21 protein-coding genes are annotated in these 22,166 nt (G+C 42.2%); 13 read left to right on the forward strand and 8 right to left on the reverse strand.

The window, feature by feature from the left end:
- The 7 genes from GPM24_RS21135 to GPM24_RS21165 all read left to right on the forward strand — a co-directional run bounded on the left by GPM24_RS21135 (window position 1) and on the right by GPM24_RS21165 (window position 8,630).
- A complete protein-coding gene (locus GPM24_RS21135) occupies window positions 1–978 on the forward strand; it encodes a FecR family protein (protein ID WP_158829567.1) in 978 nt (325 codons plus the stop codon).
- Window positions 979–1,100: 122 nt separating this feature from the next.
- Window positions 1,101–3,797 carry an outer membrane beta-barrel family protein gene (locus GPM24_RS21140; RefSeq protein WP_158829569.1) on the forward strand — a complete coding sequence of 899 codons (2,697 nt, stop codon included), beginning with the start codon at window positions 1,101–1,103 and terminating at the stop codon, window positions 3,795–3,797.
- A 111-nt stretch (window positions 3,798–3,908) separates the two neighbouring features.
- Window positions 3,909–4,124, forward strand: coding sequence for a hypothetical protein (locus tag GPM24_RS21145; RefSeq protein WP_158829571.1), 216 nt, complete (start codon window positions 3,909–3,911; stop codon window positions 4,122–4,124).
- A gap of 59 nt (window positions 4,125–4,183) precedes the next feature.
- The gene (locus tag GPM24_RS21150; protein ID WP_158829573.1) at window positions 4,184–5,473 is read left to right on the forward strand and encodes a radical SAM/SPASM domain-containing protein; all 1,290 of its coding nucleotides are present in this window, start codon (window positions 4,184–4,186) and stop codon (window positions 5,471–5,473) included.
- Window positions 5,470–7,665: a peptidase domain-containing ABC transporter gene (locus GPM24_RS21155; protein WP_158829575.1), complete on the forward strand. Its 2,196-nt coding sequence runs from the start codon at window positions 5,470–5,472 to the stop codon at window positions 7,663–7,665. The genes GPM24_RS21150 and GPM24_RS21155 overlap by 4 nt, the downstream gene beginning before the upstream one ends.
- An 11-nt stretch (window positions 7,666–7,676) precedes the next feature.
- Window positions 7,677–8,372: a GIN domain-containing protein gene (locus tag GPM24_RS21160; RefSeq protein WP_158829579.1), complete on the forward strand. Its 696-nt coding sequence runs from the start codon at window positions 7,677–7,679 to the stop codon at window positions 8,370–8,372.
- A 36-nt stretch (window positions 8,373–8,408) separates the two neighbouring features.
- Window positions 8,409–8,630 (forward strand): hypothetical protein, encoded by a 222-nt coding sequence (locus GPM24_RS21165; protein ID WP_158829582.1) that lies wholly within the window; start codon window positions 8,409–8,411, stop codon window positions 8,628–8,630.
- A 1,258-nt stretch (window positions 8,631–9,888) separates the two neighbouring features.
- Here the strand turns inward: GPM24_RS21165 and GPM24_RS21170 are convergent.
- The 8 genes from GPM24_RS21170 to GPM24_RS21205 all read right to left on the reverse strand — a co-directional run bounded on the left by GPM24_RS21170 (window position 9,889) and on the right by GPM24_RS21205 (window position 16,054).
- Window positions 9,889–10,041: a hypothetical protein gene (locus tag GPM24_RS21170; protein WP_158829584.1), complete on the reverse strand. Its 153-nt coding sequence runs from the start codon at window positions 10,039–10,041 to the stop codon at window positions 9,889–9,891.
- Between the two features lie 10 nt (window positions 10,042–10,051).
- On the reverse strand, window positions 10,052–10,957 hold the full coding sequence (locus GPM24_RS21175; RefSeq protein ID WP_158829586.1) for an NmrA family NAD(P)-binding protein: 906 nt from the start codon (window positions 10,955–10,957) through the stop codon (window positions 10,052–10,054).
- 99 nt (window positions 10,958–11,056) lie between these two features.
- Window positions 11,057–11,818, reverse strand: a complete 762-nt coding sequence (locus GPM24_RS21180) for a pirin family protein (RefSeq protein WP_233268927.1) — start codon at window positions 11,816–11,818, stop codon at window positions 11,057–11,059.
- Window positions 11,819–11,862: 44 nt separating this feature from the next.
- Window positions 11,863–12,807 (reverse strand): NAD(P)-dependent alcohol dehydrogenase, encoded by a 945-nt coding sequence (locus GPM24_RS21185; RefSeq protein ID WP_158829588.1) that lies wholly within the window; start codon window positions 12,805–12,807, stop codon window positions 11,863–11,865.
- Window positions 12,808–12,926: 119 nt separating this feature from the next.
- Window positions 12,927–13,664, reverse strand: coding sequence for a helix-turn-helix domain-containing protein (locus GPM24_RS21190; RefSeq protein WP_158829590.1), 738 nt, complete (start codon window positions 13,662–13,664; stop codon window positions 12,927–12,929).
- A 528-nt stretch (window positions 13,665–14,192) separates the two neighbouring features.
- Window positions 14,193–14,957: a hypothetical protein gene (locus GPM24_RS21195; RefSeq protein ID WP_158829592.1), complete on the reverse strand. Its 765-nt coding sequence runs from the start codon at window positions 14,955–14,957 to the stop codon at window positions 14,193–14,195.
- Window positions 14,954–15,367 (reverse strand): ABA4-like family protein, encoded by a 414-nt coding sequence (locus GPM24_RS21200; RefSeq protein ID WP_158829594.1) that lies wholly within the window; start codon window positions 15,365–15,367, stop codon window positions 14,954–14,956. Before GPM24_RS21200 ends, GPM24_RS21195 begins: the two co-directional genes overlap by 4 nt.
- 102 nt (window positions 15,368–15,469) lie before the next feature.
- Entirely contained in the window at window positions 15,470–16,054 is a 585-nt protein-coding gene (locus GPM24_RS21205) for a Crp/Fnr family transcriptional regulator (protein ID WP_158829595.1), read from the reverse strand.
- 374 nt (window positions 16,055–16,428) lie between these two features.
- Between GPM24_RS21205 and GPM24_RS21210 the strand changes: the two genes are divergently transcribed.
- The 6 genes from GPM24_RS21210 (at window position 16,429) to GPM24_RS21230 (ending at window position 21,881) form a co-directional block, all read left to right on the forward strand.
- A complete protein-coding gene (locus tag GPM24_RS21210; protein WP_158829597.1) occupies window positions 16,429–17,196 on the forward strand; it encodes an SDR family NAD(P)-dependent oxidoreductase in 768 nt (255 codons plus the stop codon).
- Window positions 17,197–17,249: 53 nt separating this feature from the next.
- The gene (locus GPM24_RS22400) at window positions 17,250–17,669 is read left to right on the forward strand and encodes a hypothetical protein (RefSeq protein WP_369409721.1); all 420 of its coding nucleotides are present in this window, start codon (window positions 17,250–17,252) and stop codon (window positions 17,667–17,669) included.
- Window positions 17,670–17,765: 96 nt separating this feature from the next.
- Window positions 17,766–18,167 carry a helix-turn-helix domain-containing protein gene (locus tag GPM24_RS22405; protein ID WP_369409722.1) on the forward strand — a complete coding sequence of 134 codons (402 nt, stop codon included), beginning with the start codon at window positions 17,766–17,768 and terminating at the stop codon, window positions 18,165–18,167.
- 723 nt (window positions 18,168–18,890) lie between these two features.
- Window positions 18,891–19,862, forward strand: coding sequence for a DUF6268 family outer membrane beta-barrel protein (locus tag GPM24_RS21220; RefSeq protein ID WP_158829599.1), 972 nt, complete (start codon window positions 18,891–18,893; stop codon window positions 19,860–19,862).
- 21 nt (window positions 19,863–19,883) lie between these two features.
- A complete protein-coding gene (locus GPM24_RS21225; RefSeq protein WP_158829602.1) occupies window positions 19,884–21,161 on the forward strand; it encodes a fumarylacetoacetate hydrolase family protein in 1,278 nt (425 codons plus the stop codon).
- 138 nt (window positions 21,162–21,299) lie between these two features.
- Complete coding sequence (locus GPM24_RS21230; protein WP_158829604.1) at window positions 21,300–21,881, forward strand: Crp/Fnr family transcriptional regulator; 582 nt, start codon at window positions 21,300–21,302, stop codon at window positions 21,879–21,881.
- Window positions 21,882–22,166 lie beyond the last annotated feature (285 nt).

Below are 22,166 nucleotides of genomic sequence, written 5' to 3' on the forward strand. Positions count from 1 at the left end.
ATGGAGCGCGATCAGCTAAAATCAATCATTGAACGTTATACGGAAGGTAAAGCCACCCCTGAGGAAAACGATTTGGTTGAAGATTGGCTTTTGCTTCATGAAATGTCTGCTAATCGGCTTGGAAGTAACAAAGCGGTTTCGGAGGAAAATCTTGTTCAGGAAATCTACGAAGCCATTAGCAAGCAGGTTAAGCCAAAGGAAGCAAATGTTCGTGAGCTCAGAATATCAAAGCTATTACAAGCGATGGCGGTAGCCGCTGTACTGCTGATTTTCATCGGTCTTCTTTGGCAACGGGAAACAATCTCCGGTCTGTTCAGCCCCGGGCCCGACATGTTGATTTATCATGCAAATAAATCAATGACGATGCACTTGGCTGACGGCAGTAAGGTTATTTTAGAAAAGGGCGCCGAACTGAGATATCCTCGAAAATTCAACGGCTCAAAGCGGGAAATTTTCCTGGAAGGACAGGCATATTTCGATGTGGTTCATGACAAGAAGCTGCCTTTCATCGTGCATACTGGAACAATACTGACTCATGTTTTGGGAACTGCGTTCAACATCGATGCCAACATGGAACAACACCTGGTGACCGTTACAGTAACACGAGGTAAAGTTAGCGTGAGTTCTGGTGACGAGGTGCTGGAGGTCTTAACTCCAAACCAGCAGGCGTTGGTTCATACAGATAATGACCAACATCTGAAAACAAGCGTCTCATCATCAGCTGTCATTGCTTGGACGAATACCAAACTTAAGTTTGACGACCTGACGTTTGCAGCGGCTGTAAAGCAGCTTGAGCAGCACTTTAATGTAAAAATAGCATTTGAAAACAAAGCACTTGAAACTTGCAGGTTCACTGGAACGGTTGAGCAAGATGAAAGACTAGAAGACATCCTCGGCGTTCTTTGTGCTTTTAACCACTCCACCTTCCGAAAGCTTACGGATGATACGTTCTTAATTTCTGGTAAAGGCTGCAATTAGCCTTCTGTACCAATCAGGTTTTCAGGGAGATCGCACGATCGTTATTTTAACGAACCGGGATTGTATTGACTATATTTTAAGTAGAAGGCAGTTGAATCACAATTAGTATACAATATATATTTATGCGTTTAAGTGTTTTTTGGCATGGTCCGGCAATATTTCTTTTAATGATCCTGTCTTTATCAGCCTATGGTCAAGACATAACGAAAGAAGAAGTAACGATCGGTTTTAATCAAAAAAGCTTTGTTGAAGTAATCAATAGCATTGAAAGCGCGACGAAATTCCATATCTATTACCGGAAGGAAGACATAACCGACCTACCGCCGGTTATGATTGAGAAAAAGAAACGAACGGTTAAACAGACACTTGAAGAGGCAATCGGTCAACGTCCGCTTAGTATTAAGCAAATGGGCAAAAATATCTTTTTAGAACGCATTAAGGAATATACACTTAATATCTCAGGAAGGGTGATAGATAGTAAAACAAAATATGGTCTTCCTTATGCATCTGTTGAACTTTTGGCGGGTGTAGCGCAGCGTATTCTGAAACAAGTATATACAGATACTTCAGGCAATTTTCAATTTACCCAGTTACAAGACAGCACTAAAATGACGTTACGGATTTCAGTTGTAGGGTATTATAAGAAAAACATTGAAGTAGGTGCTACATCGCCGAACTTTTCCCTGGGTAACATAGAACTTACACCAGAGATTAAACAGTTAAAAGAAGTAGTGATCACCTCTTCCGCGCCGGTAATAGAGCGGAAAGCTGATCGCTTTGTGGTTAGTGTTGGAAATAATAGTATAGCAGCCAGCAATAATATTTGGGATGCTTTGACCCGGACGCCATTAATTAATGCAGCCGATGGCGGTAATCTTTCCATAATCGGAAGGCAATCTGCCATCGTTTATATGGATGGAAGAAGATCCAATTTATCCGGTGAAGCATTATATAATTACCTGAAAAGTTTGCCGACGAGTAACTTAAAAAACATAGAGATCATTACCTCCCCGGGAAGTGAGTACGATGCCTCCGGAAACGCGGGAATAATAAATATAAACTTCAAAAAACGGGAGACTGACGGAATTTTAGGTGCAGCGGCGCTATCAACGGTTCAGCAGACTTATAATACCCAACGTGCAAATGCCTCTATAAATTACAGAAAGGGAGAGCTTGGTCTGAATGCTGTTGTTTACGCCAACCGAATCAGGCAAAATATAACAGAAAATTCTTTGGTGAATTTTTTAAAACTTGGAACGAGCGGCGTGTCCAACCCAACCGACGCAAACCGGCCTGAAATCAAACGGTTCATTGGCGGAAATATATCAGCAGATTTCAACTTATCCAGCAAGCAGTTATTATCCGTGACCGTTGACTACAATCACAATAATCAGGATTTGAATAACCAAACCGTTAGCAGTTTCATCGATCTCGGGCCAGGCCGTATAGATTCAACCTTCAGTTCTGACAATCAACGCGACGTTAACGGAAACACCTTGGACATCAACGGTAATTACCGGCTTCTGCTTGACAGTTTGGGTCAATCGCTTAACATCAGCGTCGACTATTTTAAACTGCGTTCCAGATCGGATCAGTATCTATTGGCGAAACTCATAGAAAGTAATGCGATCCGACAAGACGAATTCGCTTATCTAAGGCAGAATATCCGGAACTACACCTTATCTCTGGATTATGTAAAACCGATATTGAAAAAAGGCACTATTAAAGCCGGTGTTCGAAGCTACAATACCAACACGAACAATGATCTCGATTATTTAGTCAATGCAGGCGACAATACCTATGTTTTCGATGATTTGAGAAGCAGTATTTACGAATACAGCGAGCATGTTAACGCCGCCTATTTATCTTACAGTCTTTCCCTCTCCAAAAAAGCCTCAGCAACAGTAGGAATGCGTTTGGAGAACTCCAACACCAAGGGGATGGAACTTAACCATCCGGATATAAAAGTCGACCGGAACTTTACCAATCTCTTTCCCAATATTTCCGTAAGCTATGCACCCAATCAGAATAACCAACTATCCTACAGCCTTACCAACCGGGTAAATCGGCCATCTTTTGGTCAGTTAAATACCAATCGCATTTATTATAACCCAACACGCTATGCTGAGGGCAACCCTTTCCTTCAGCCTTCTTACATATTTAAAAACGAGCTTACCTATTCCTTAAAGAATAAATACATCTTTATCGCCAATTATAGTCACACGCGCGATGCCTATTCGCAATTCATACTTACCAACGATACGACTAATCAGGTACGTTTCACCCAATTGAATTATGGAAGCGTAGATGAGGGAAACCTCGCCTTCGTCACCAGTCAGCAATTAGGGAAATTCGGTATGACATCCATGACGTTGGTCGGTACCTATTCATCCTTTAACGGCAGCGCAAACAATGAAATTATAGACAACCAGGGTATATCGGGCACAATCAAAGCGAACACCGTTTTTTACCTTTCTAAAGCAAATAAAATCACCGGCTACCTTGACCTTAATTACAATACCAGACAGGTGCTCAGTCTTGGCCGATCAGGAATCAGCAGACCGACCGGATCAGTGGATATAGGCCTGAGAAAAGTGATCAGCCAATTTACGATCACTATTTATGGCACAGATCTCTTTAAAACATCGGTTAACAGGTATGTCTTCAATACATCAAATACCAGTAATTTCTTTAAAACTTATTATGATAACCGGGGCGTCGAATTTAATCTGCGATACAACTTCGGAAACTCAAAGATCAAAAAGACCCAGAACAGGGAAAATATAAACCGAGATATTCAGAACAGGTCGGCAAATTAACGCTGAGTCCTCATTCCATAAGCACCAAAAGTGCAAAAAGAGTTTTGTTGTACACCAAAAGGCGGAACCCGAAAAGCCAGAGAGTAGGGGTAAACTTAAAATGTTAAAAAAATGAAAACTCAATTTTCTTCTTTTAAAAGCCTTTTAGGCGGTTTAGAACAAATCTCTGCTGACGATCATGGTAAGATCGTTGGCGGCTTCATGAGCATCTCTGGTAATACCGAACCCGGCGGAGGCGAAACCAACTTCTTAGCTGGCTGTGATACCACAACCAACAACTGCAACGGTGGCAACTGTACTGCAGGCTGCGGAACAGTAAAAAATTAAAACCAATACAAGGCAAGTTGGAAGTGACCGCTTCCTGCTTGCCTTTAAACTTAACCTATATGAGATACAGTTATTTTAACTCCATCGTTTCCTACGATGATAAGTATGTTCTCTACAATTCGTTTTCCAATCGATTTTTGCTGCTTGTTGAACAACTGAAAGATCTACTTCTTCATCATAAAAAGTCGGTCGATGATTTGGTTGCCGTTCACCCTGCCTTTTATCATGCATTAAAAGACGGCATGTTCATTGTCGAAAATGACCGCCAGGAGGTAGAAGAGGTGAAAAAGATCAGCAAGCGGATTGATCTTGATACGGCCGCCTATAAACTGACTATCAATCCAACGATGAACTGTAATTTTAAGTGTTGGTATTGCTATGAGACACATATTAAAAAGTCTAGAATGGATGTTGAGATCATTCAAAGAACCAATGCTTTCATCAGTACTATCGTTTCCAGCGGCACCCTGAAGGTGTTCAACCTCTCCTGGTTTGGTGGTGAACCACTTTTATACTATGAGGATATCGTCCTACCCATCATGCAACATACCAATGCTGAATGTGCGAAGCATGGGGTTCATTGCACCATAGGTTTTACCACAAATGGGTTTCTGATCAATCAGCCCATGGTTGATGATTTCAAATTGCTGAATGTGCATGGTGTTCAGATTACACTTGACGGGCACGGTGCCGATCATGACGCCGTAAGATACGTCTCTTCTACCAGAGGATCCTATTCAGAGATTATAGAAAATATTAAGCTACTCGCGCGCAACGCGGTTCCGGTAACAATGAGGATCAATTATACGCTGGCAAACATCCACAAATGTGGTTTAATTGTTCATGACCTATTGGATCTTACCGAAGAACAGCGAAAAGTCGTTCTTGTTGACTTTCATAGAGTGTGGCAGGATAAAGAGGAAGATCAGGAGGAATTGATTTTACAACAGGTCAAGACCTTCCGCAACTTCGGGTTCAGTGTAAATTCGCATTATTTGCCAAACAACGTGCTGCATTCCTGTTACGCCGACAAGAAAAACAGTGCAACAATCAATTATAACGGAGACCTTTTCAAATGCACAGCAAGGGATTTCACCACGATCAAACGCGAAGGATATATCAATGAATCTGGTGAACTAATTTGGGAAAACGACTCCATGAATGTTCGCCTTAACGCAAAATTTAACAATCCCCCATGTTTACGGTGTCGCATTCTGCCACTTTGTAATGGCGGATGCAGCCAGCATGCGATTGAACATGCCGGTGAAGAGTACTGTGTGTATTCATTTGATGAAGCGGAAAAAGATAAGATTATAATTGCAAAGTTCGAAGAAGCGATCGCCCAATGAGATTTAAATATTTCTCGCAACTAGAGTCTGTTGATTGCGGGCCTGCCTGCTTGAAAATGATTGCACATCATTACGGGAAAAACTACGACCTGAGGGAACTGAAAGAATATTGTGATGTCACCCGATTGGGCATCACCCTTAAAGACATTATTGCCGGTAGCGAAAAAATAGGACTGGAAACTGCTGCCGTACGTCTGACAATTGATGAACTCGCGTCGGCCCCGTTACCTGCGATTTTATATTGGCGCCAGGAGCATTATGTTGTCATTTACAGTATCAGCACTAAAAAAGGTAAGAAATGCTTTTGCGTTGCAGACCCTGCTTTTGGAAAAGTCAGGCTTAGCGAAGACGAGTTTATCCGCCAATGGAAAGGAAGTGAAAATAAAGGAACCGCATTGTTACTGGAACCTGGTGAACGCTTCTTTTCAGATGAATCAATCAGTGCCTCTAAACGCAGATACTGGCCAAATTTGTTTCAATACATAGGAAACGCCGTTAAATCTTACAAGTACAGCTATCTTTTCGTTTTGTTGCTTTTTGCTGTGGCAATGGTCACCAACTGGGTAACCCCGGTCATTTTCCAGAAAATCATAGACAAAGGAATATTACCTAAAAACTTGTCTATGGTATGGTATTTTCTAATGGCGCAGTTTGTCTTGTTTATCGGGAATATTGTATCTGACTATTCCAGTTCCATACTGTTAATGAATGTCAATTTCAGGATTGGCATTAAAGTTCTTTCTGAGTTTTTACAAAAATTGATCAGATTGCCTATTGGCTTCTTTGACGTCCGGATGAATACGGATCTGATTCAGCGAATCGATGACCAGGAACGGATACAGCAATTCCTCACCTATCGCTTAATAGCATTCATCTTTGCCATATTCAATTTAGCTGCTTTCTCTATAATTGTGCTATTTTACAATCTTACGGTTTTCAGCGCTTTCCTGTTGGCTACCGGTGCGTCTGTAACTTGGACACTTCTTTTTCTGAGGAAACGGAAAATCCTTGACTATTCGCGGTTTTCAGTTTTATCCGAAAATAAAAACAACATCTACGAGCTTATTATCGGAATGCCTGAGATTAAAGTAAATAATGCTCAACAGGTAAAACTCGATACATGGGAAAACACGCAAAGCAAATTGAATAAGATCGTTTTAAAAGCATTGCATCTCAATTACTATCAATTGTTTGGGGTCAATTTTTTTAACAAGATCAAAGACATCTGTGTCACGGGTGTTTGTGCTTACTATGTTATTCATCAGCAAATGACTTTAGGGGAAATGATGGCGATCAGCTACATATTGGGGCAACTCAAAGGGCCGACAGATCAGATTATCGAGTTTTCCCGAACTTCCCAAGAAGCGAAGATGGCTTATGACAGAATAGATGAAATTCATCAGAAACCTGATGAACAAGTCAATGAGAAGCTCAAGATGGGTCTGCAGGATATCGATACCATACGATTAGAAGGTGTTTCATTTAAGTATGCCGGCAGTTTCAATCCACTTGTACTACAAGATGTTCAGCTGACCATTCCAGGTAAAAAGATCACGGCAATTGTAGGTTCGAGCGGAAGCGGAAAGACGACACTGATGAAACTGCTCCTAGGTTTCTATCCCAAAAAAACCGGAGATATACTGCTAAACGAAATCCCCCTGGAAGAATTTGATATCAATTACTGGCGCGACAAATGCGGTGTGGTCATGCAAGACGGATTCATCTATAGCGGAACCGTGGCGGAAAATATCGCTCTTGCAGATAACTCCCCTGATTTACTGAAACTTCAACAGGCAGCTCAGATCGCTTGCCTGGCAGACTTTATTGAATCATTACCAATGGGTTTCAATACCAAAGTAGGCAGATCCGGTCTCGAATTAAGCGGGGGCCAAAAACAACGGCTTTTGATCGCACGTGCAGTTTACAAAAACCCCGAATTCATGCTATTTGACGAGGCCACCAGTTCTTTGGACGCCAATAACGAACGGCAGATCATGGCCAACCTTAACCAGTTCTTTAAAGGGCGGACAGTGGTTGTAATTGCGCACCGCCTAAGTACGGTTATGAATGCCGATCAGATCATTGTCCTTGAAAAAGGTGTCATCATTGAACAGGGATCGCACCATGAACTCGTAAAGCAGCAAAGTTTTTACTACGACCTAGTTAAAAACCAACTGGAACTGGGTATATAACATTCAACATTATGAAATCAACAAAACTTTTTATAATCTTTTTGATAGCCTCCTTTAGCGGTTATGCGCAATCAATTGACAGCGTGGAACACCAGGAACGCAGGCTGGACCGCAAATACACCAAAATAATGGCTGCAGGGCTGTTTGATTTGTCGTTCACCGATGATACCACTGCAAAAATAAGCATAACAGCGCCTGTACCTTGGCTTACGGATATCAAAAGCGATATTATAAATGACACGCTCTTTTTAAGATTAGCTTACGAAAAGGATGACGATTGGAAAGGCCTGATTGGTTCTAAGGCGAGAATTAAAGTGGTTCTACCCGCCGATGCTAATATTTCTTTCATAGAATTAAGAAACGATGCGCACTTAGAACTTAAGGAGGCTGTTAAATATGGTTCTCTTAACCTAAAAGCCACCAACGGTAGCGTACTGAACGGAAAATTATCAGCTGACGAACTGATCGTTTCGTTACAAGCAGGATCCAGGGCCGCACTCAGCGGAGACAGTGATCATTTAAAAGTGTCCGCAATCGGAGGTTCGATATTCAAGGGATCTTACTTACAAACAATGAAATGCGTCACTCGGGCAGCCGGCCATAGCAAGGTTTATTTAAACGTCGCCAAGGAATTAATCGCGCAGACCACGGGAGACGCAGTTATTAATAATAAAGGTGCTGCAAAAAAGTTCTCTCCAAGCAAATAATTGTTTTTAAACGCAGATGCCATAACCTTAAATATAATGAATGCATTAGGAAAATTTATGATGGATATTGATCATCCCGATACTTTGATAGCCCTCGACGAGTATGGAAAGATGAAAGGCGGGTATCTGATCATCGCCGCTGGCCCACTTCCCGGTTCAGGTGAGACGAATCTTGCGGGATGCAGTGGTGATTCTGGGACTAATAATTGTGGTGGAAACTGCACCCATGGCTGCTCTACATCCACTCCCGTAAAGTAGCATGATCAAATCTTGCATATAAATGATTAATTACATCAGTTATGACAGTATAGTATAAACTTAAAATACAAGAAAACAGGGCATCGCTTGGCTAAACCATAATTTAAAAAAGCGATGTCTGGTTGTTATGGGATACGCCGCTTTCATCACCATACTTCAGTAACCTATTACCCCGGTCACTATAAGCATTTCTCGGCTTGCCTTCCGGCTGCTTTTTTACACCTCGGATAGAGAAAACCAGGTTAAAGTCAAGCTTTTCGGATGGTATGGCAAAGGTATTTTTTTCATCAAGTCACTCCAGAGAGTTCAACCTTTATCCATGCCTTTTCCATGTCAGCAGTGACGAATAATGGCATACGGTGTTTGTTGTCGCCATCATTAGGAATCCACTTTATTACGTCGTTGACGGCGCGTGTGATCATAGTTAAGTTTGGAGATTTAAAGACCTGGCCTGTCTCCTGATCTACCTCGTCACTAATCTGATACAAAGCCGACACATAGAATCCATCGCGTCGTTTCTTAATGATGTGGATTTACATGAATTATCTTTTGATTGCAACACTACGCCGGGATATCTGTGAAACGTATTAAACGAAGACACAACGGCTATCCGGTAAGCAGAATCCTTACTAAGGTAAATTCCTTCAGCTCCGCTGTATTTATGAATCGATTGAATTTGTGAATTACTTAAGCTGACTACTTCTGTCTGGCGGATCCTTTGTTCCAAAGCTACTGCTTCCTGCGGTGCCGACATCTGGTTACGGCCTACCTGAACATGACCATCCTGAAAAAGGGTTAACCACTGATTGATTCCATAAACACAATAAGCAGACATAGTACTGACTTTAATGTGATGCATAGCCACCTTGGTAGCCTTATTATATTGGACTTGGGTTCGCGTATTGCCTTTGTCCTTAAAGCCAGCATTGCTGACCTCAATTTTAAGCTTAATATACAGAAACTCCTTGCTACTATTCAGGTTTGTGCAAAAGATGCAAGACTGCTACACATTAAGATTATAGGATACGCCAGTATTATTCATTTCACAGATTACAATTGTAGTCGAATTCTAACAAAGTCTTGGTATATACTCTAAGAATTATGGTCTATATGAAATGTTAAACACTGAAAAAAAAATTCAAACTGCTTTAATGGACCTAAAATTTTCAGCTTTAAAAACGCAACATTGATGGCAGGTTGAGATAGTAGGGACATCCAACCCATTGTCCAGGAAAGAACGCCTACAGGTAATGCAAATTTAAAAGGCTTCTAGCAGGCATTTGCTCCTCAGATCATTAAATGGATCGCCTACCATACCGTTTTGGTCTGCACGGCTTCTGGTCATGGCCGACATCAGCATTTTATTGTTTAAGGTTAGATCTCGTAATTTTGCGCTTTCAAGTAATTTCATGATCATAATATTAGATGTTAACAGTTTTGAAAAAGGCAGGTACATAAACCTGTTGGATAAAATCCTCTGCGGTGATTGGCGTGGTCGTCGATTCGTCCCTTTTTTGGTAATTCATATAGCCAGTTTCGATCGCGGCACCCATTTCTATTAAATTGTCGACAAAATCCTCAGAAAAGCCGTTGTTTAAGAACACTTGCCTGGCCTGGTCTTTTGGAATTTGCACATAAGGCAATGAAGGGTTCCCGATAGCTTCGCCTATCAACCTGGTAAACTCGCTATAGGTATAGTTCTTTGGCCCCATCACCGCATGAACGCGCTTACCTTCGAAATCCAGATCGGCCAAATGCCCCGCTGCTATCCTGGCCACATCTTGTGTAGCCACCATAGGTATGGCGTGGTTGCCGGCTGCTGTTGTACCGTTAATGCCCTTGGCCTTGACCAAGCCTATAGTTCTTAAGAAATTCTCCATAAAATAGGCAGAACGGATATGTATCACGTTTACGTTCGTCAACTGGTTAAACCGTACTTCTTGCTCGCCGGTACCAGCCATTATCCCGTTGCCTTCATGCATGTGTGACCCGAGGCTGCTCATATTCACAATGTGTTTGATGCCGGAATTTATAATGGCATCAATGAGTATGCCTGTAATTTGCCGCTGGTAAGCCCGGGTATTTTCGGCCTTCACATTGTCGGGCAATAGCACGAACGCGCTATCCGCATTTTTAAAAATGTGGGTAAGCATTTTTGCGTCGGTCATATTACCAGCAATTAATTCGGCGCCAAGGCTCCTGTATGGTTCCAGCTTTTCGGTTTGCCGTGCAAAAAGCGTTACATGATGCCCTTCTTGTAAAAGGATCTCTGATATCTTACTACCTACCGTTCCGGTAGCGCCGAGTATGACTATTTTCTTTTTCATTTGGTTGTTTTTTATTTGTTGATCTTACCTTACAAAGGTCCTTCGTTAGCAGATACAAAACTTGTATCAGATCACTGTTGTATATGGAGCAAAAGAATTTTATTGAAGATTACCACTATACATACCTTCGTCAAAATGGACACTATCTGTCTGCGTAATCAGCAATACGATGTCGGTTGTCGTAACCGCGCTGAACAACGGATGCTCATTTTCTATCAATACGCTTTCGCCTGCCTCAAGGCACATTTTTTCATTGATGTTCACTTTTCCGTCAAATACATAAAATAGAAAGGCGCAATTTCTGGCCGGCGCTTTGGGCAAGGCGATTCCGTCACCTTTCTCTAACCTTAGATCTAACACCCAGGTATCACTTCTTATTTGTAAAGGATAGTCAGGGCCTTTCCCTGCAATTTTACGCCAGTTGTTGACGCTGTAGATCTCAGGCAGTTGCGTGAATTGAACCCGCGAACGCAGACCAGCAGATTCTGGTCTGATAAATATTTGCAGGCCTTGTAAGGGGCCATCGTCCAGCACCTGTTCCTCATGATAAAAGTTCAGGCCTGCATTCATGACCATAACTCTTTGATTGGATATCGTCTCCATGTTATGTTTAGAGTCCCGGTGTCTTACCTGACCTTGTCTTAAATAAGTGATGATCTCATCATCTTGATGGGGATGCATGGGAATTAGGGTTCCGGGATTGATCCGGGCATGATCGATTCTGCCGATTGTAGAGAATCCGCTGTCGTTTAATTCGGGCCGGATAAGACCCGGGTATAAGATCTGTATGCCAAAACCACCATGGCGCTTACCATATTTAATGGTATTGTCAATCTTGGTTAACATGTTCGTAGAATTCAATGATTGTGATGTGAACAAAAATTGCAAGGGTTCTCGCACCGACTTTAGTCAAGAGCTACAACGACCTTTCCTATATATCCGCCCTGCTCAGCGTATTGATAAGCCTCTTTATAATCTGCAAATGAGAATACTTTGTCCACCTTTATTTCCAGTCCATTTTCTATGGCGACTAACAAAGCCTTGATGTACTTACCAGCGGGTGATGAAAGGACGACAATTTGTTTTTGTGCGGTAAACAAGTTGCTTACAATCGACCAGGGTATGTCGATCGGCTTCGGTACAGGGTTCAGGAACCGTCCTTTGGACTTCATGATCTGCCTGGCGGCTTGGTAACTCATTTTACCTGACAGATCAATTACGACGTCGAAAGCTGCTTTACGGGACATGACGTTTTCCTTCGTGTAATCTATTACTTCATCAGCACCCCATTGTCTTGCAATGTCCAGACCTTTTGTACTTGCGACTGCGGTTACGATCGCCTTTCTGCTTTTCAGTAATTGAAGCAAAAACATACCGAAACCTCCTGTAGCACCGTTTACCAAAATACGGGTGTGGGAACCGATAGTCCCCATTTTTTCTATCGCTGTCATTGCTGCCGTTCCCACTACCGGGATCGAAGCTGCCTGAGGAAAGCTTAGGTTGGAGGGTTTCTTCCAGACAAAGGATGACGGGACGGCAATATACTCGGCCGATACCCCTTCTTTCATCATATTCTTGACAACCCCAAAAACTTCATCACCCTTTTTTAAATGATTGACTGCAGACCCGGCAGTTTCAACAACGCCTGCAAAATCGGCGCCTGTTTGCTTTGGAAATTTAGATCCGGACATCAGCGTCATTTCACCTTTCCTTATCTTCCAATCCATTGGATTAATGGAAAAGGCCTTGACTTTAACCAAAACCTGATCTTCGCCAATGGAAGGTATAGATCGTTCAATAACTTGCAATTCGTTGATGGTGCCGAACTTTTGATACACTACTGCTTTCATGATATTATTTTTAAGTGATTTAAAATGATATCACAAAGGTGGGAACACGCTGATCAGCAAACTTGTATCAGAACACTGTTATGCGTAAAGCCGCAGGCAGAAAGAAGTATGGAATAGACCTAATAGATCTCGATCAGATCGCTATTAAACTTTAAAGCTTTAGGGGGCATGCCAAACATTTCGTACATATACTTATTCAGTTGGGGCAGGTCATAGAAGCCGGTATCATAAGCAATATCCGTAAGGCTTCTGTCCTTTTCAGAAAGGGTCAGGTAAATGGCCTGGCGCAACCGAGTCCACAGCAAATACTTAGACAAGCTGCTGCCGGTTTGTTGCTTGAAAAGCGACGCTAAACGAGAGGGTGAAAGAAAAACGATATCCGCAAAGGTTTGCGGTGTGATATGCTGTTCGAAGTAGTTGGTCTTGATGTAATTAACGATCTCAATAACCCTTTCATCATAAGCGTTGACAGGCAGTTCGGCCAGCAATGCATCGACAACAGTATGAATGCCCAGGCTGTCTTTCGCTGTCTTAAAGAAAGCTGTGGTAGCTGATGGCGTATCAAATACGATGGATACCTCATTCTCTTTAAACCGATCAGCCAGCTTCAATCCTATATTAGAATAGGGTTCTATATTTAATATGTTCAACGTCCCTTTTTCAGCAACGCAAAAATGGGAAACCTGAGGTTTGATCAGAAAGCCATGAAGGCGATCATGTACAACTCCATTGATCGTCGAACTAAAAGGCATATCATTTGATAATACGATCTGATAAGCTGAATGATGATGGATTTCAACGGTAAGGTTACGGGCTTTAAGAGCCAGTATAAATGGATTGTTGATTTGCTTTATCATTAAGCGGTTCTTATAGTAGTGTTATTATATCCAAAATAATTAATTAAACTGGTCGTCTTGCAATTTTGGATAAATTTATAAAAAAGACGATGACCTTGTAAAATGATAAGTTTCGCCGTAATTTCTTTTATCTGTTCGAAGTTCTACCCGATGGACATGTACAATTTTACCTTTTTGTAAAGCGATTGGAAAAGAGCTATATAAATTGATCCTTACTCTCATCGCTTAAGCATAAGTAAGTCTCAAGTTAGCAAAACCACATCGATAAAGTATGCCAGGGTAAGCTTATATCCTTGGGAGATTACCCGGGCAGTCTTAGTATCTCCAATAACTACATCGGAAAAAAGGAAGGTAATGGCACCGTAGTCAACAAAGCCGTTTGAAAGGCATAAACTGTTAGCATGTCGATGATGAGGGTACCACAATTAGATCACCAGACTGCGCAAACATTTCTTAGGTAATTTGATATAACACCTAGGAAACTGTTACCTTTTGGTATAGTAATGTTACTGAACCGACGGCTATTTACTATAACAATGGCCGACCGAGTAAAGCATTGAAAAGCAAAAGAGACACTGATGCAAAAAAGAAAAGCGCAAACGCAATCGTAGGACGGGCACTTCTATATTTGGTAAGCAGGACGAAAAGCGGCAAAATTTGCAGGGCATGCAGTCCCATGAAATGCGCGATCCGCAGATCACCTGCAATGCGGCTCCAATTAAATATAGGCAGGCCGGGACCCCCATCTGCCGCACCGATGGTGTGGGACATCTTAGCGGACATCACACCACCCTCAAAGGCAAAGAAACAAGCCATGATTATCCCTAATCTAATCGCCCACAACATCGCCGGGGTGGTATGTGTGGCTTTCACTTTAAAAAACTGAATCCCGATATAGAGCGCAAATAATGTTTGCAAAATGATCACTACACCCATCAGGATATATATAAACAAATTATAAGCACTTGAATGATTATAATGCGATAACTGACCCCTGCCCGCTTGCGAGGCAACTGCAAACATTTCATAACTCATCGCAAATACGGTGAACCGTGCGAACTGTCTTTTAACAAGCCCGAATGGCAAGTACTGTAAGAGCAAGGGCCATGTTAAGCAGTATATTACGATCGATATGGAAAATTTGATTGGTTTGAACCATAAGTTCACGCCCAGCAGTTGCCGGTGGTCAAACATAGCTATGATGATAAACAGGATAAATAAGGCGAAGTGGGCCAGGGCACAGTAATACAACACCGAACTGATCGTCTTGATACGGTTTAGTAATGGTTTCATGATTGACGGATTTTTTTGATGATTTGGTAAAGTAAAAAGCCAACAGGACCGAACATAAAAGTCAATACTAGGCAGGGAATCACCAGCCAATGCGGGATGGTTCTTTCCTGTGAAGATCTGATGATCGCAAAACCGATCAGCAAGTCAAATGCGAGATAGTGAACCCAGCCGGCGAGCAATAAACTGTCGCTTGCGAAGAGCATACGAACTTGTTGCAGGGAACCATAGCCGCCTCCAGGTGTGCTGAAGAAGCCGCCAATATAAATGCAGTAGATTACGGAGAGTAGTACAGGTACAACCGGATACCTGATCAGCCAAAGTGTTACCCTCCATTTGGGAAAAATGATCAGGAGCAGCCATTGCAGCGCCGCGGTAGTGCTGGCAAGCGAAAAGATTTGTGATATGCCCATAACGATTTTTTAAGGGCGCGTTTAAATGCGCATCACAAAACTGCGCTTTACAGGTAAGCTGTAAAATGTCTTAACGTGAAGAAAGAAACCGAATTCGTTATCCTATGTTAACTTGCTCCTAGACACTTCGGCGCGGATGCGGCTCAAACTTTGAGGCAGCACACCCAGGTAAGATGCGATCAGGTGCTGTGGTAATCTTTCAAATATCTGTGGTTGATTGGCAAGCAGGGACATGTACCGCTCTTTAGCGTTTCTAAGCATCAAGTCGCTTTTGCTTCTGGCGGTGGCTAAGAAAAGCTGTTCGGCCATAATACGCCCGAATCTCTCGAAGCGCTGGCTATGCTGATACAGCGCCTGCATATCCGGATAGCTGAGGGTAAACAATTCACAATCTTCCAGCGCCTCGATCAGGCAGTTTGAGGGTGTTTGCAGCAGAAAGCTTTCATAATCGCCCAGCCATCCGCCCTCGAAGGCAAAGCCGATCGTGTGGTCTCCTTTTTCCGTCCGGGAAAAGTAACGCAGACCACCCTTATGCACCATTACCATCATCTTACAGACCTGTCCTTCCTTTAGATAAAGCTCATATTTTTTAAGACTTAGCGGCTTAAGCTTTTGCATAAATAAAAACAGCTCTTCATCTGTGAAGTCGACCAGTTTGTGCAAAGAATTCGTAATGACCTCGTACATAATATGACTATGGGGCGATGTCCAAATATAAGATAAGGCGCCCAGTTAAACCATCCGAACCCTAAAGTTAAATATTGCAGCACTCAAGTACTAAAATCTAAATAGCGCATTTAATTACGAAATGTATGACTTTTTAAATTTTTCATCATCAGCCCGGGCGGGCGCGTGATGGATGTGGTGAATAAGAAACCACATTACACTTCGGCGATGACATTGCCTGGAATTGCTTATGGCTGCCATCCATTTAAAGCGAAATGAGCAAACCTTCCATTTAATATTTCCTGATTCCTCATTTTGGCTAAACATACCCTCATTTAGGCTATTAGGGGAATCTACCACAATTTGAACTTTGTTCTTAAATAAATAACAAAAAAATGGCAAACCAAAATTTTCAAAAAAATCGTATTGCCCTTATAACGGGTGCAACTCAAGGTATCGGATTACAGGTTGCAAAAGAACTGGCTGCAAATGGATATACAGTTTTATTGGGTTCCCGCAATTTTGCAGCCGGTTTAGTCGCCGCAAAAAACATTGGAAATAATGTCATACCCATCCAGATCGATGTTACCGATCAAACTTCAATAATCAATGCGGTAGAACAAATTCGTAAAGACCTTGGCAGAATTGACGTACTTGTTAATAACGCAGGAATATCACAGGCTGGAAAACCTGACAGAACAGCTGAAGAGGTGATGAATGAAAGTCGTGCGAGTATTGCATCACTTGACGAAGTGAAATCTATCTGGAAGACCAATGTATTTGGTGTCATAGCAGTCACGCAAGCTATGCTACCCTTATTAAAACAATCTACTGCAGGAAGAATCGTAAATGTATCAAGTGCGTTAGGGTCATTACACATAAATTCCGATCCGGACTATCCATATCGTAAAATTTTCGGGCCTGGTTATGCAGCGTCTAAAACAGCTCTTAATGCCGTTACCCTCAGCTTTGCAATTGATTTAGAACCCTTAAATATAAAGGTCAATTTGGCAAGTCCTGGCTTTCCGTCAACAGCACTCAATAACTTTCAAGGTACAGATACAATTGAGGTAGCCTCTCGTAATATTGTTCGTGCTGCTCTGGATGAAAGCGAAGTAACAGGTACATTCACAGGTTCTGATGGCAATGTTTTACCTTGGTAATCAACTGCCATCAGCATGTTATTTGTGTTCCAATTGGTAGTATTTAAAATTTGATGATGAGAAAGGAAGAAAAAGACCCTCCTAAATTTATTTCTTTAACTGAAGCACACCGGGCATTTGACCTGCCAAAGCCTCAGCACCCATTGGTTAGTCTCATAGACAATAAGAAAACCTTTATCAAACTGGGCGACGTTCCAATTTCCCTTGTTTTAAGTTTTTATAAGATATCTTATCGGACCAAGTTGACCGAAAAATTAAAATATGGACAGGAACATTATGACTTTGATGAGGGCGGTTTATTGTTTGCCGCACCTGATCAACTGATTGGTATTGTTGATTCGGAAAGTCCTAATGGTTACTCTTTATTTTTCAGCCCTGATTTTTTAATGAACTATCCTTTAGCAAGAAAGATCAATCAATATGGATTCTTCTCTTATGCTGTGAATGAAGCCTTGCATCTGTCAGAAAAATAGAAATTAACAATCGATTCAATTTTTAAACTTATTGAAGAAGAACTTGATAACCGGATTGATGATTTCAGCCAGGATGTAATTGTTTCTCAAATTGAATTGCTGCTAAATTGTTGTAACCGTTTTTACAAACGACAATTCATTACACGAAGAGCCATCAATAATAATTTACTACAAGGGCTGGAGGACATTCTGGAAGAATATTTCAATGGCGAGAAACCATCGTTACAAGGGCTGCCAACCGTTCAGTTTCTGGCCGAACAGTTATTTATTTCACCAAGCTATTTAAGTGATATGTTGCGAAGCTTAACGGGACAGAATGCACAACAACATATTCACAACAAACTCATTGAGATTGCAAAAGTAAAAATCTCCACTACCAATTTAACGATCAGCGAAATTGCTTACCAATTAGGTTTTGAACATTCATCATCTTTCAATAAATTATTTAAGTTAAAGACTAAACTTTCTCCCTTAGAATTTCGACAGTCTTTCAATTAGTTTGATAAAGTTTTAATCATTGAACGACTTAGGTTGACTTTGGTTACCCGCTACCCAATACTGGCAGCGAACTCTCGGTTTGTACTAAATGTGATATTTTGCGGGATTCCCCATTAACAACCTCATCGGCGACTTCACAATCCATGCCCTGTCGGTTTGCATCAATGCCATTTGCAAATGAGCACATTCTAAATGATCTGCCTTTCTTGAAAAAGCCAGACTGACGGTCACGTTTTTTTCGCTTTTATTGGTTATGCCAGTAAGAAACCAAGTTGTCGTTTTGCTCTGCAACAACAACGACTTCACCAGTTCCGGCGACCTACGCTTCGGTTCCGTCCCAGGTAACTGAAACCGTGTGACATCTATGCTATCCCCACCAGCCATCGCGTTTGAAAGATTTAATAATTTCTGATACCTAACAGGAGAAGCCGGTGTGCTGAATCTGTGTTGATATTTATCAATAAAAATTGGGTAAAGCGAATTTGTGCGGAAATCCCGAAACGTTGATCACTGCCCTTTTATAATTACAAAAGTTACCTTTCAGGTATTTAAACGAAGATTTTGCTCATTTAAAGTGATAGTTTACACTGACCGTCCAGCAAGCCTTTAACGGGTATAAGATAAGTGGGAAATTTGATATTGATAAACATCAATGATTTTCAATGTGCCGCCGGATAGTTTTGTCTCATTCCAAAAAGGAAATTAAAACCAACCGCACGAGACATGAAAAACATTGAAAAAAAGTCATCCCACACCCAAGCGTTAGCTGCAACCACCTACCGCTTGGGCATCACGTTCCTGACAGCGATCCTGCTGCTTATTCTGTCACCGGCCAGAACTATGGCGCAAGGTTACGTGGAAGGCGTCAACCTATCTTATGAGCACATGCCTATAAAAATAAAAACACCGGACGGGGAACAGAAATTTACGGGAAACAACCTAAAAATTGCGACATCAATCCCTATATTCCTGACGCCGAACAAATCCAAGTATTTGATCGTTGGTGGCAACCTGGAAGCGTTCAATTTTTCAGGCACCCACCCGGCTTTCGAGGTGAAAAGGGTTTACAGCATCTCCCCTACTTTCGGTTACAGCACCATGGTGAGTCCGACTTTCAACCTGACCGCATTACTGACGCCCACCATAAACAGCGACTATGAAAACGTCAAGAGTTCAGACATCAAATTTGGAGGTATTGTCAGGGGCAGCTGGAAGGCCAATGACAACCTAACCTGGAGAGCGGTATTGGGTTACAGGCAACAGTTTTACGGGCCACAGTATTTGGCTACGGTTGGCATGGACTGGAAAGCCAGTGAAAGATTAAGGATTTTCGGTGATGTGCCTAAAGACCTGACTATCAATTATGCATTAAACCCAAAAATGAATACCGGGTTCAACTTGTCTGTTCAAAACTCCACTTACCGCCTGAACAACCAAGACCGTTATTTCGAATACAATACGGTTAATCCGGGCCTTTTCGTTGAACGCTACATTTCTTCCAATTGGGCGGTAAGGGCAACGGCCGCTTACACCCTGATCAGGAACATGGAAATATACAATAAAAAAGATAAGGCAAAAGCATTCATCGATTTCGCAGAGTTTGGAGACCGCGCCGACCCGATCAACCCTGAAGTATCCAAGGGCCTCGCCTTTAAGATTGGCTTAAGCTACAGAATCGTTCCAGGTAAAAAATAATCACTATAAAACACCATTGCCATGACCAGATTACTCATTGGATTAGCCGTTGGTGGCTTCCTAACCATCATTAATACTTGTCCGGCGTTTTGCAGTTTTTTACCAAAATGGAAAAACACAAGACACCACAATGAAGTTGCAGAACTACTGATCGATACGGTAGCAGAGGCAAGCATTTTAAAAGAAGGCGGGCCTTCGATCAAGACCACCTCCGAAGCACTGACCCTTAGCAGGTTTGACAAAGATGGCCGGGTGCATACCCTGGCTGTACAAGAAGACAATGGCCAAAGCGTCACGGGAATAGATATCAGCGCAGAATTAGGTCGCTACGACACAAATTCCTTTGACGTAATTCGCGGAATGGCTTACGAAGAAGTGGTAAAGACCATCAGCCATAGCCATAAGCGGATTTCCCTCAAGTATACTGACTTGCTGCCCAGCATCGCCGGCACGCACCACCTGGCGATCGGCATCAACTATGCGGAGCACGGTAAAGAAACGGGACAGGTCAAGCCCTTTATGTTCCCTAAATTGCTTCATACAGATCCCGCCATACACCAGTTACACTATAACGATGGCTGGTTGCTGGACCATGAGGTCGAACTCGGCATCGTATTTCCATCAGCGGTTTGCGCTGCGGCTGACCTTAACAACATGCTGGTGGGCTTCCTTGTGGTCAACGACTTCACGGACCGGGCGGAATTGATGCGCAAAATGGACAGCCAAAACGTAACCGGCGGCAAAGGGTTCCCAGATGCCAAAAGTAAAAAAGGCTGTTTGCCGACCGGACCCTATCTGGTGATTCCCAGAAACTGGCGCAATTTTATTAAAGAGCTTAATCTTCAGTTGAGCGTTAATGGTGTTGTCCGCCAAAATGGTTATGCCAGGGATATGGTCTGGGATATTGAAAAGATCGTCGACCGGTCGCTTTCTGTAAAAGGTAAAACGGACAGCTACTACCAGAACCGGATGATCAAATTGTTTGAAGGAAACTGTATCCCGGCCAATAGTATCATCATCACCGGGACGCCCGCAGGTGTCGTCTTCAATGCGCCAACCAAGGGCTTCATTTTCGGGTCAGTGACCAAATACATTTTCACCGGTGGGTTTTTCCATAAAAAAATGCATCCTTATATTCTGAACGAATATTTGAAGAAAGAAATGAAAAACACCCGGTACCTGAAACCGGGAGATCACATTGAAACAACAATCAGTTACCTCGGAACCATTAAAACAACAATTGTTAGGGACAACACCAAAACGGATCAAAGACCTGCTAGTCTCACCCGGTTGAAATGAGCCGGTGGTATGCGTCAAAGCGGATCAGAAAACATAGCTATCTGATCCGCTGATTGATATCGATCAAACCCATTTTATACTTTGTTTACAAGTTCCTATGATCGATATTTATACCCTGACTAATTGCCAGCAGAGCTTATGGCCGACCCTACATACCTTTATAAGATAGAAGCATTCATCAGGCATTTCATTCAACCAAACGAGGAAGAGTGGAATGCATTTGCAGCCATACTACAGGAAAAGAAATTAAAGAAGAAAGACCTGTTGCTGGAGGGCGGACAAACCTGCAACTTTATTGGCTTTATGAATTCTGGTGTCATACGCGAGTATTCATTTGAAAACGGCAAAGAAGCCACGGTCGACTTCGTGTCTGAAAATCAGTTTGTTGTCGATTTCCAAAGTTTTATCCTGTCAACACCTTCAAATCAATATCTGGAGGCCTTAACGGATGTTGAACTGGTAATCTTTAAAAAGGATGGGATCAACAGGCTGTACGACAAATATAAAATCTGGGAGCGCTTCGGACGGCTGATCATCGAGCATGTATTCTGTGGCGTAGAAGCCAAGCGAAAGAAGATCATCGCAACGACGCACGAAGAGCAATACCGGAACTTTGCAGCCCTTTATCCTAACGTCATCCAGCAGGTACCACAATACTATATTGCTTCTTACCTCGGCTTAACACCGGAACACTTGAGCCGGATACGAAAAAAAGTTTAGTAACCGATTGACAGCAGCAACAAGCAAATAATTTAACGGCACGTTTGATCTGCCGCATTACTACCAAAACGAAGTTAGTCTTCGTGTCCCGGTGGTAAGTCCCTTCAGCAAAACATCTCTACATGGTAGCCAGTGATTAAACCGGCATGAGCGGCGTTGTTTTAGAGCTCATAACTGCCCGCGTGTCTTAAGATGACCAATTGACCCTTTCAGCATATAAACTTGGACTTTTCAACAAACCGGGCATGGTCAAAGCGAAGCATCTTTGTACTATAAATTTTATAG

The organism is Mucilaginibacter lacusdianchii (genome assembly GCF_009770985.1).
Lineage (GTDB): Bacteria > Bacteroidota > Bacteroidia > Sphingobacteriales > Sphingobacteriaceae > Mucilaginibacter > Mucilaginibacter lacusdianchii.

Bases quoted from the DNA above. Each gene is read 5' to 3' on its own strand.
- GPM24_RS21135 (WP_158829567.1), top strand. From the start codon at position 1: ATGGAGCGCGATCAGCTAAAATCAATCATTGAACGTTATACGGAAGGT.
- GPM24_RS21140 (WP_158829569.1), top strand. From the start codon at position 1,101: ATGCGTTTAAGTGTTTTTTGGCATGGTCCGGCAATATTTCTTTTAATG.
- GPM24_RS21145 (WP_158829571.1), top strand. From the start codon at position 3,909: ATGAAAACTCAATTTTCTTCTTTTAAAAGCCTTTTAGGCGGTTTAGAA.
- GPM24_RS21150 (WP_158829573.1), top strand. From the start codon at position 4,184: ATGAGATACAGTTATTTTAACTCCATCGTTTCCTACGATGATAAGTAT.
- GPM24_RS21155 (WP_158829575.1), top strand. From the start codon at position 5,470: ATGAGATTTAAATATTTCTCGCAACTAGAGTCTGTTGATTGCGGGCCT.
- GPM24_RS21160 (WP_158829579.1), top strand. From the start codon at position 7,677: ATGAAATCAACAAAACTTTTTATAATCTTTTTGATAGCCTCCTTTAGC.
- GPM24_RS21165 (WP_158829582.1), top strand. From the start codon at position 8,409: ATGAATGCATTAGGAAAATTTATGATGGATATTGATCATCCCGATACT.
- GPM24_RS21170 (WP_158829584.1), bottom strand. From the start codon at position 10,041: ATGAAATTACTTGAAAGCGCAAAATTACGAGATCTAACCTTAAACAAT.
- GPM24_RS21175 (WP_158829586.1), bottom strand. From the start codon at position 10,957: ATGAAAAAGAAAATAGTCATACTCGGCGCTACCGGAACGGTAGGTAGT.
- GPM24_RS21185 (WP_158829588.1), bottom strand. From the start codon at position 12,807: ATGAAAGCAGTAGTGTATCAAAAGTTCGGCACCATCAACGAATTGCAA.
- GPM24_RS21190 (WP_158829590.1), bottom strand. From the start codon at position 13,664: ATGATAAAGCAAATCAACAATCCATTTATACTGGCTCTTAAAGCCCGT.
- GPM24_RS21195 (WP_158829592.1), bottom strand. From the start codon at position 14,957: ATGAAACCATTACTAAACCGTATCAAGACGATCAGTTCGGTGTTGTAT.
- GPM24_RS21200 (WP_158829594.1), bottom strand. From the start codon at position 15,367: ATGGGCATATCACAAATCTTTTCGCTTGCCAGCACTACCGCGGCGCTG.
- GPM24_RS21205 (WP_158829595.1), bottom strand. From the start codon at position 16,054: ATGTACGAGGTCATTACGAATTCTTTGCACAAACTGGTCGACTTCACA.
- GPM24_RS21210 (WP_158829597.1), top strand. From the start codon at position 16,429: ATGGCAAACCAAAATTTTCAAAAAAATCGTATTGCCCTTATAACGGGT.
- GPM24_RS22400 (WP_369409721.1), top strand. From the start codon at position 17,250: ATGATGAGAAAGGAAGAAAAAGACCCTCCTAAATTTATTTCTTTAACT.
- GPM24_RS21220 (WP_158829599.1), top strand. From the start codon at position 18,891: ATGAAAAACATTGAAAAAAAGTCATCCCACACCCAAGCGTTAGCTGCA.
- GPM24_RS21225 (WP_158829602.1), top strand. From the start codon at position 19,884: ATGACCAGATTACTCATTGGATTAGCCGTTGGTGGCTTCCTAACCATC.
- GPM24_RS21230 (WP_158829604.1), top strand. From the start codon at position 21,300: ATGGCCGACCCTACATACCTTTATAAGATAGAAGCATTCATCAGGCAT.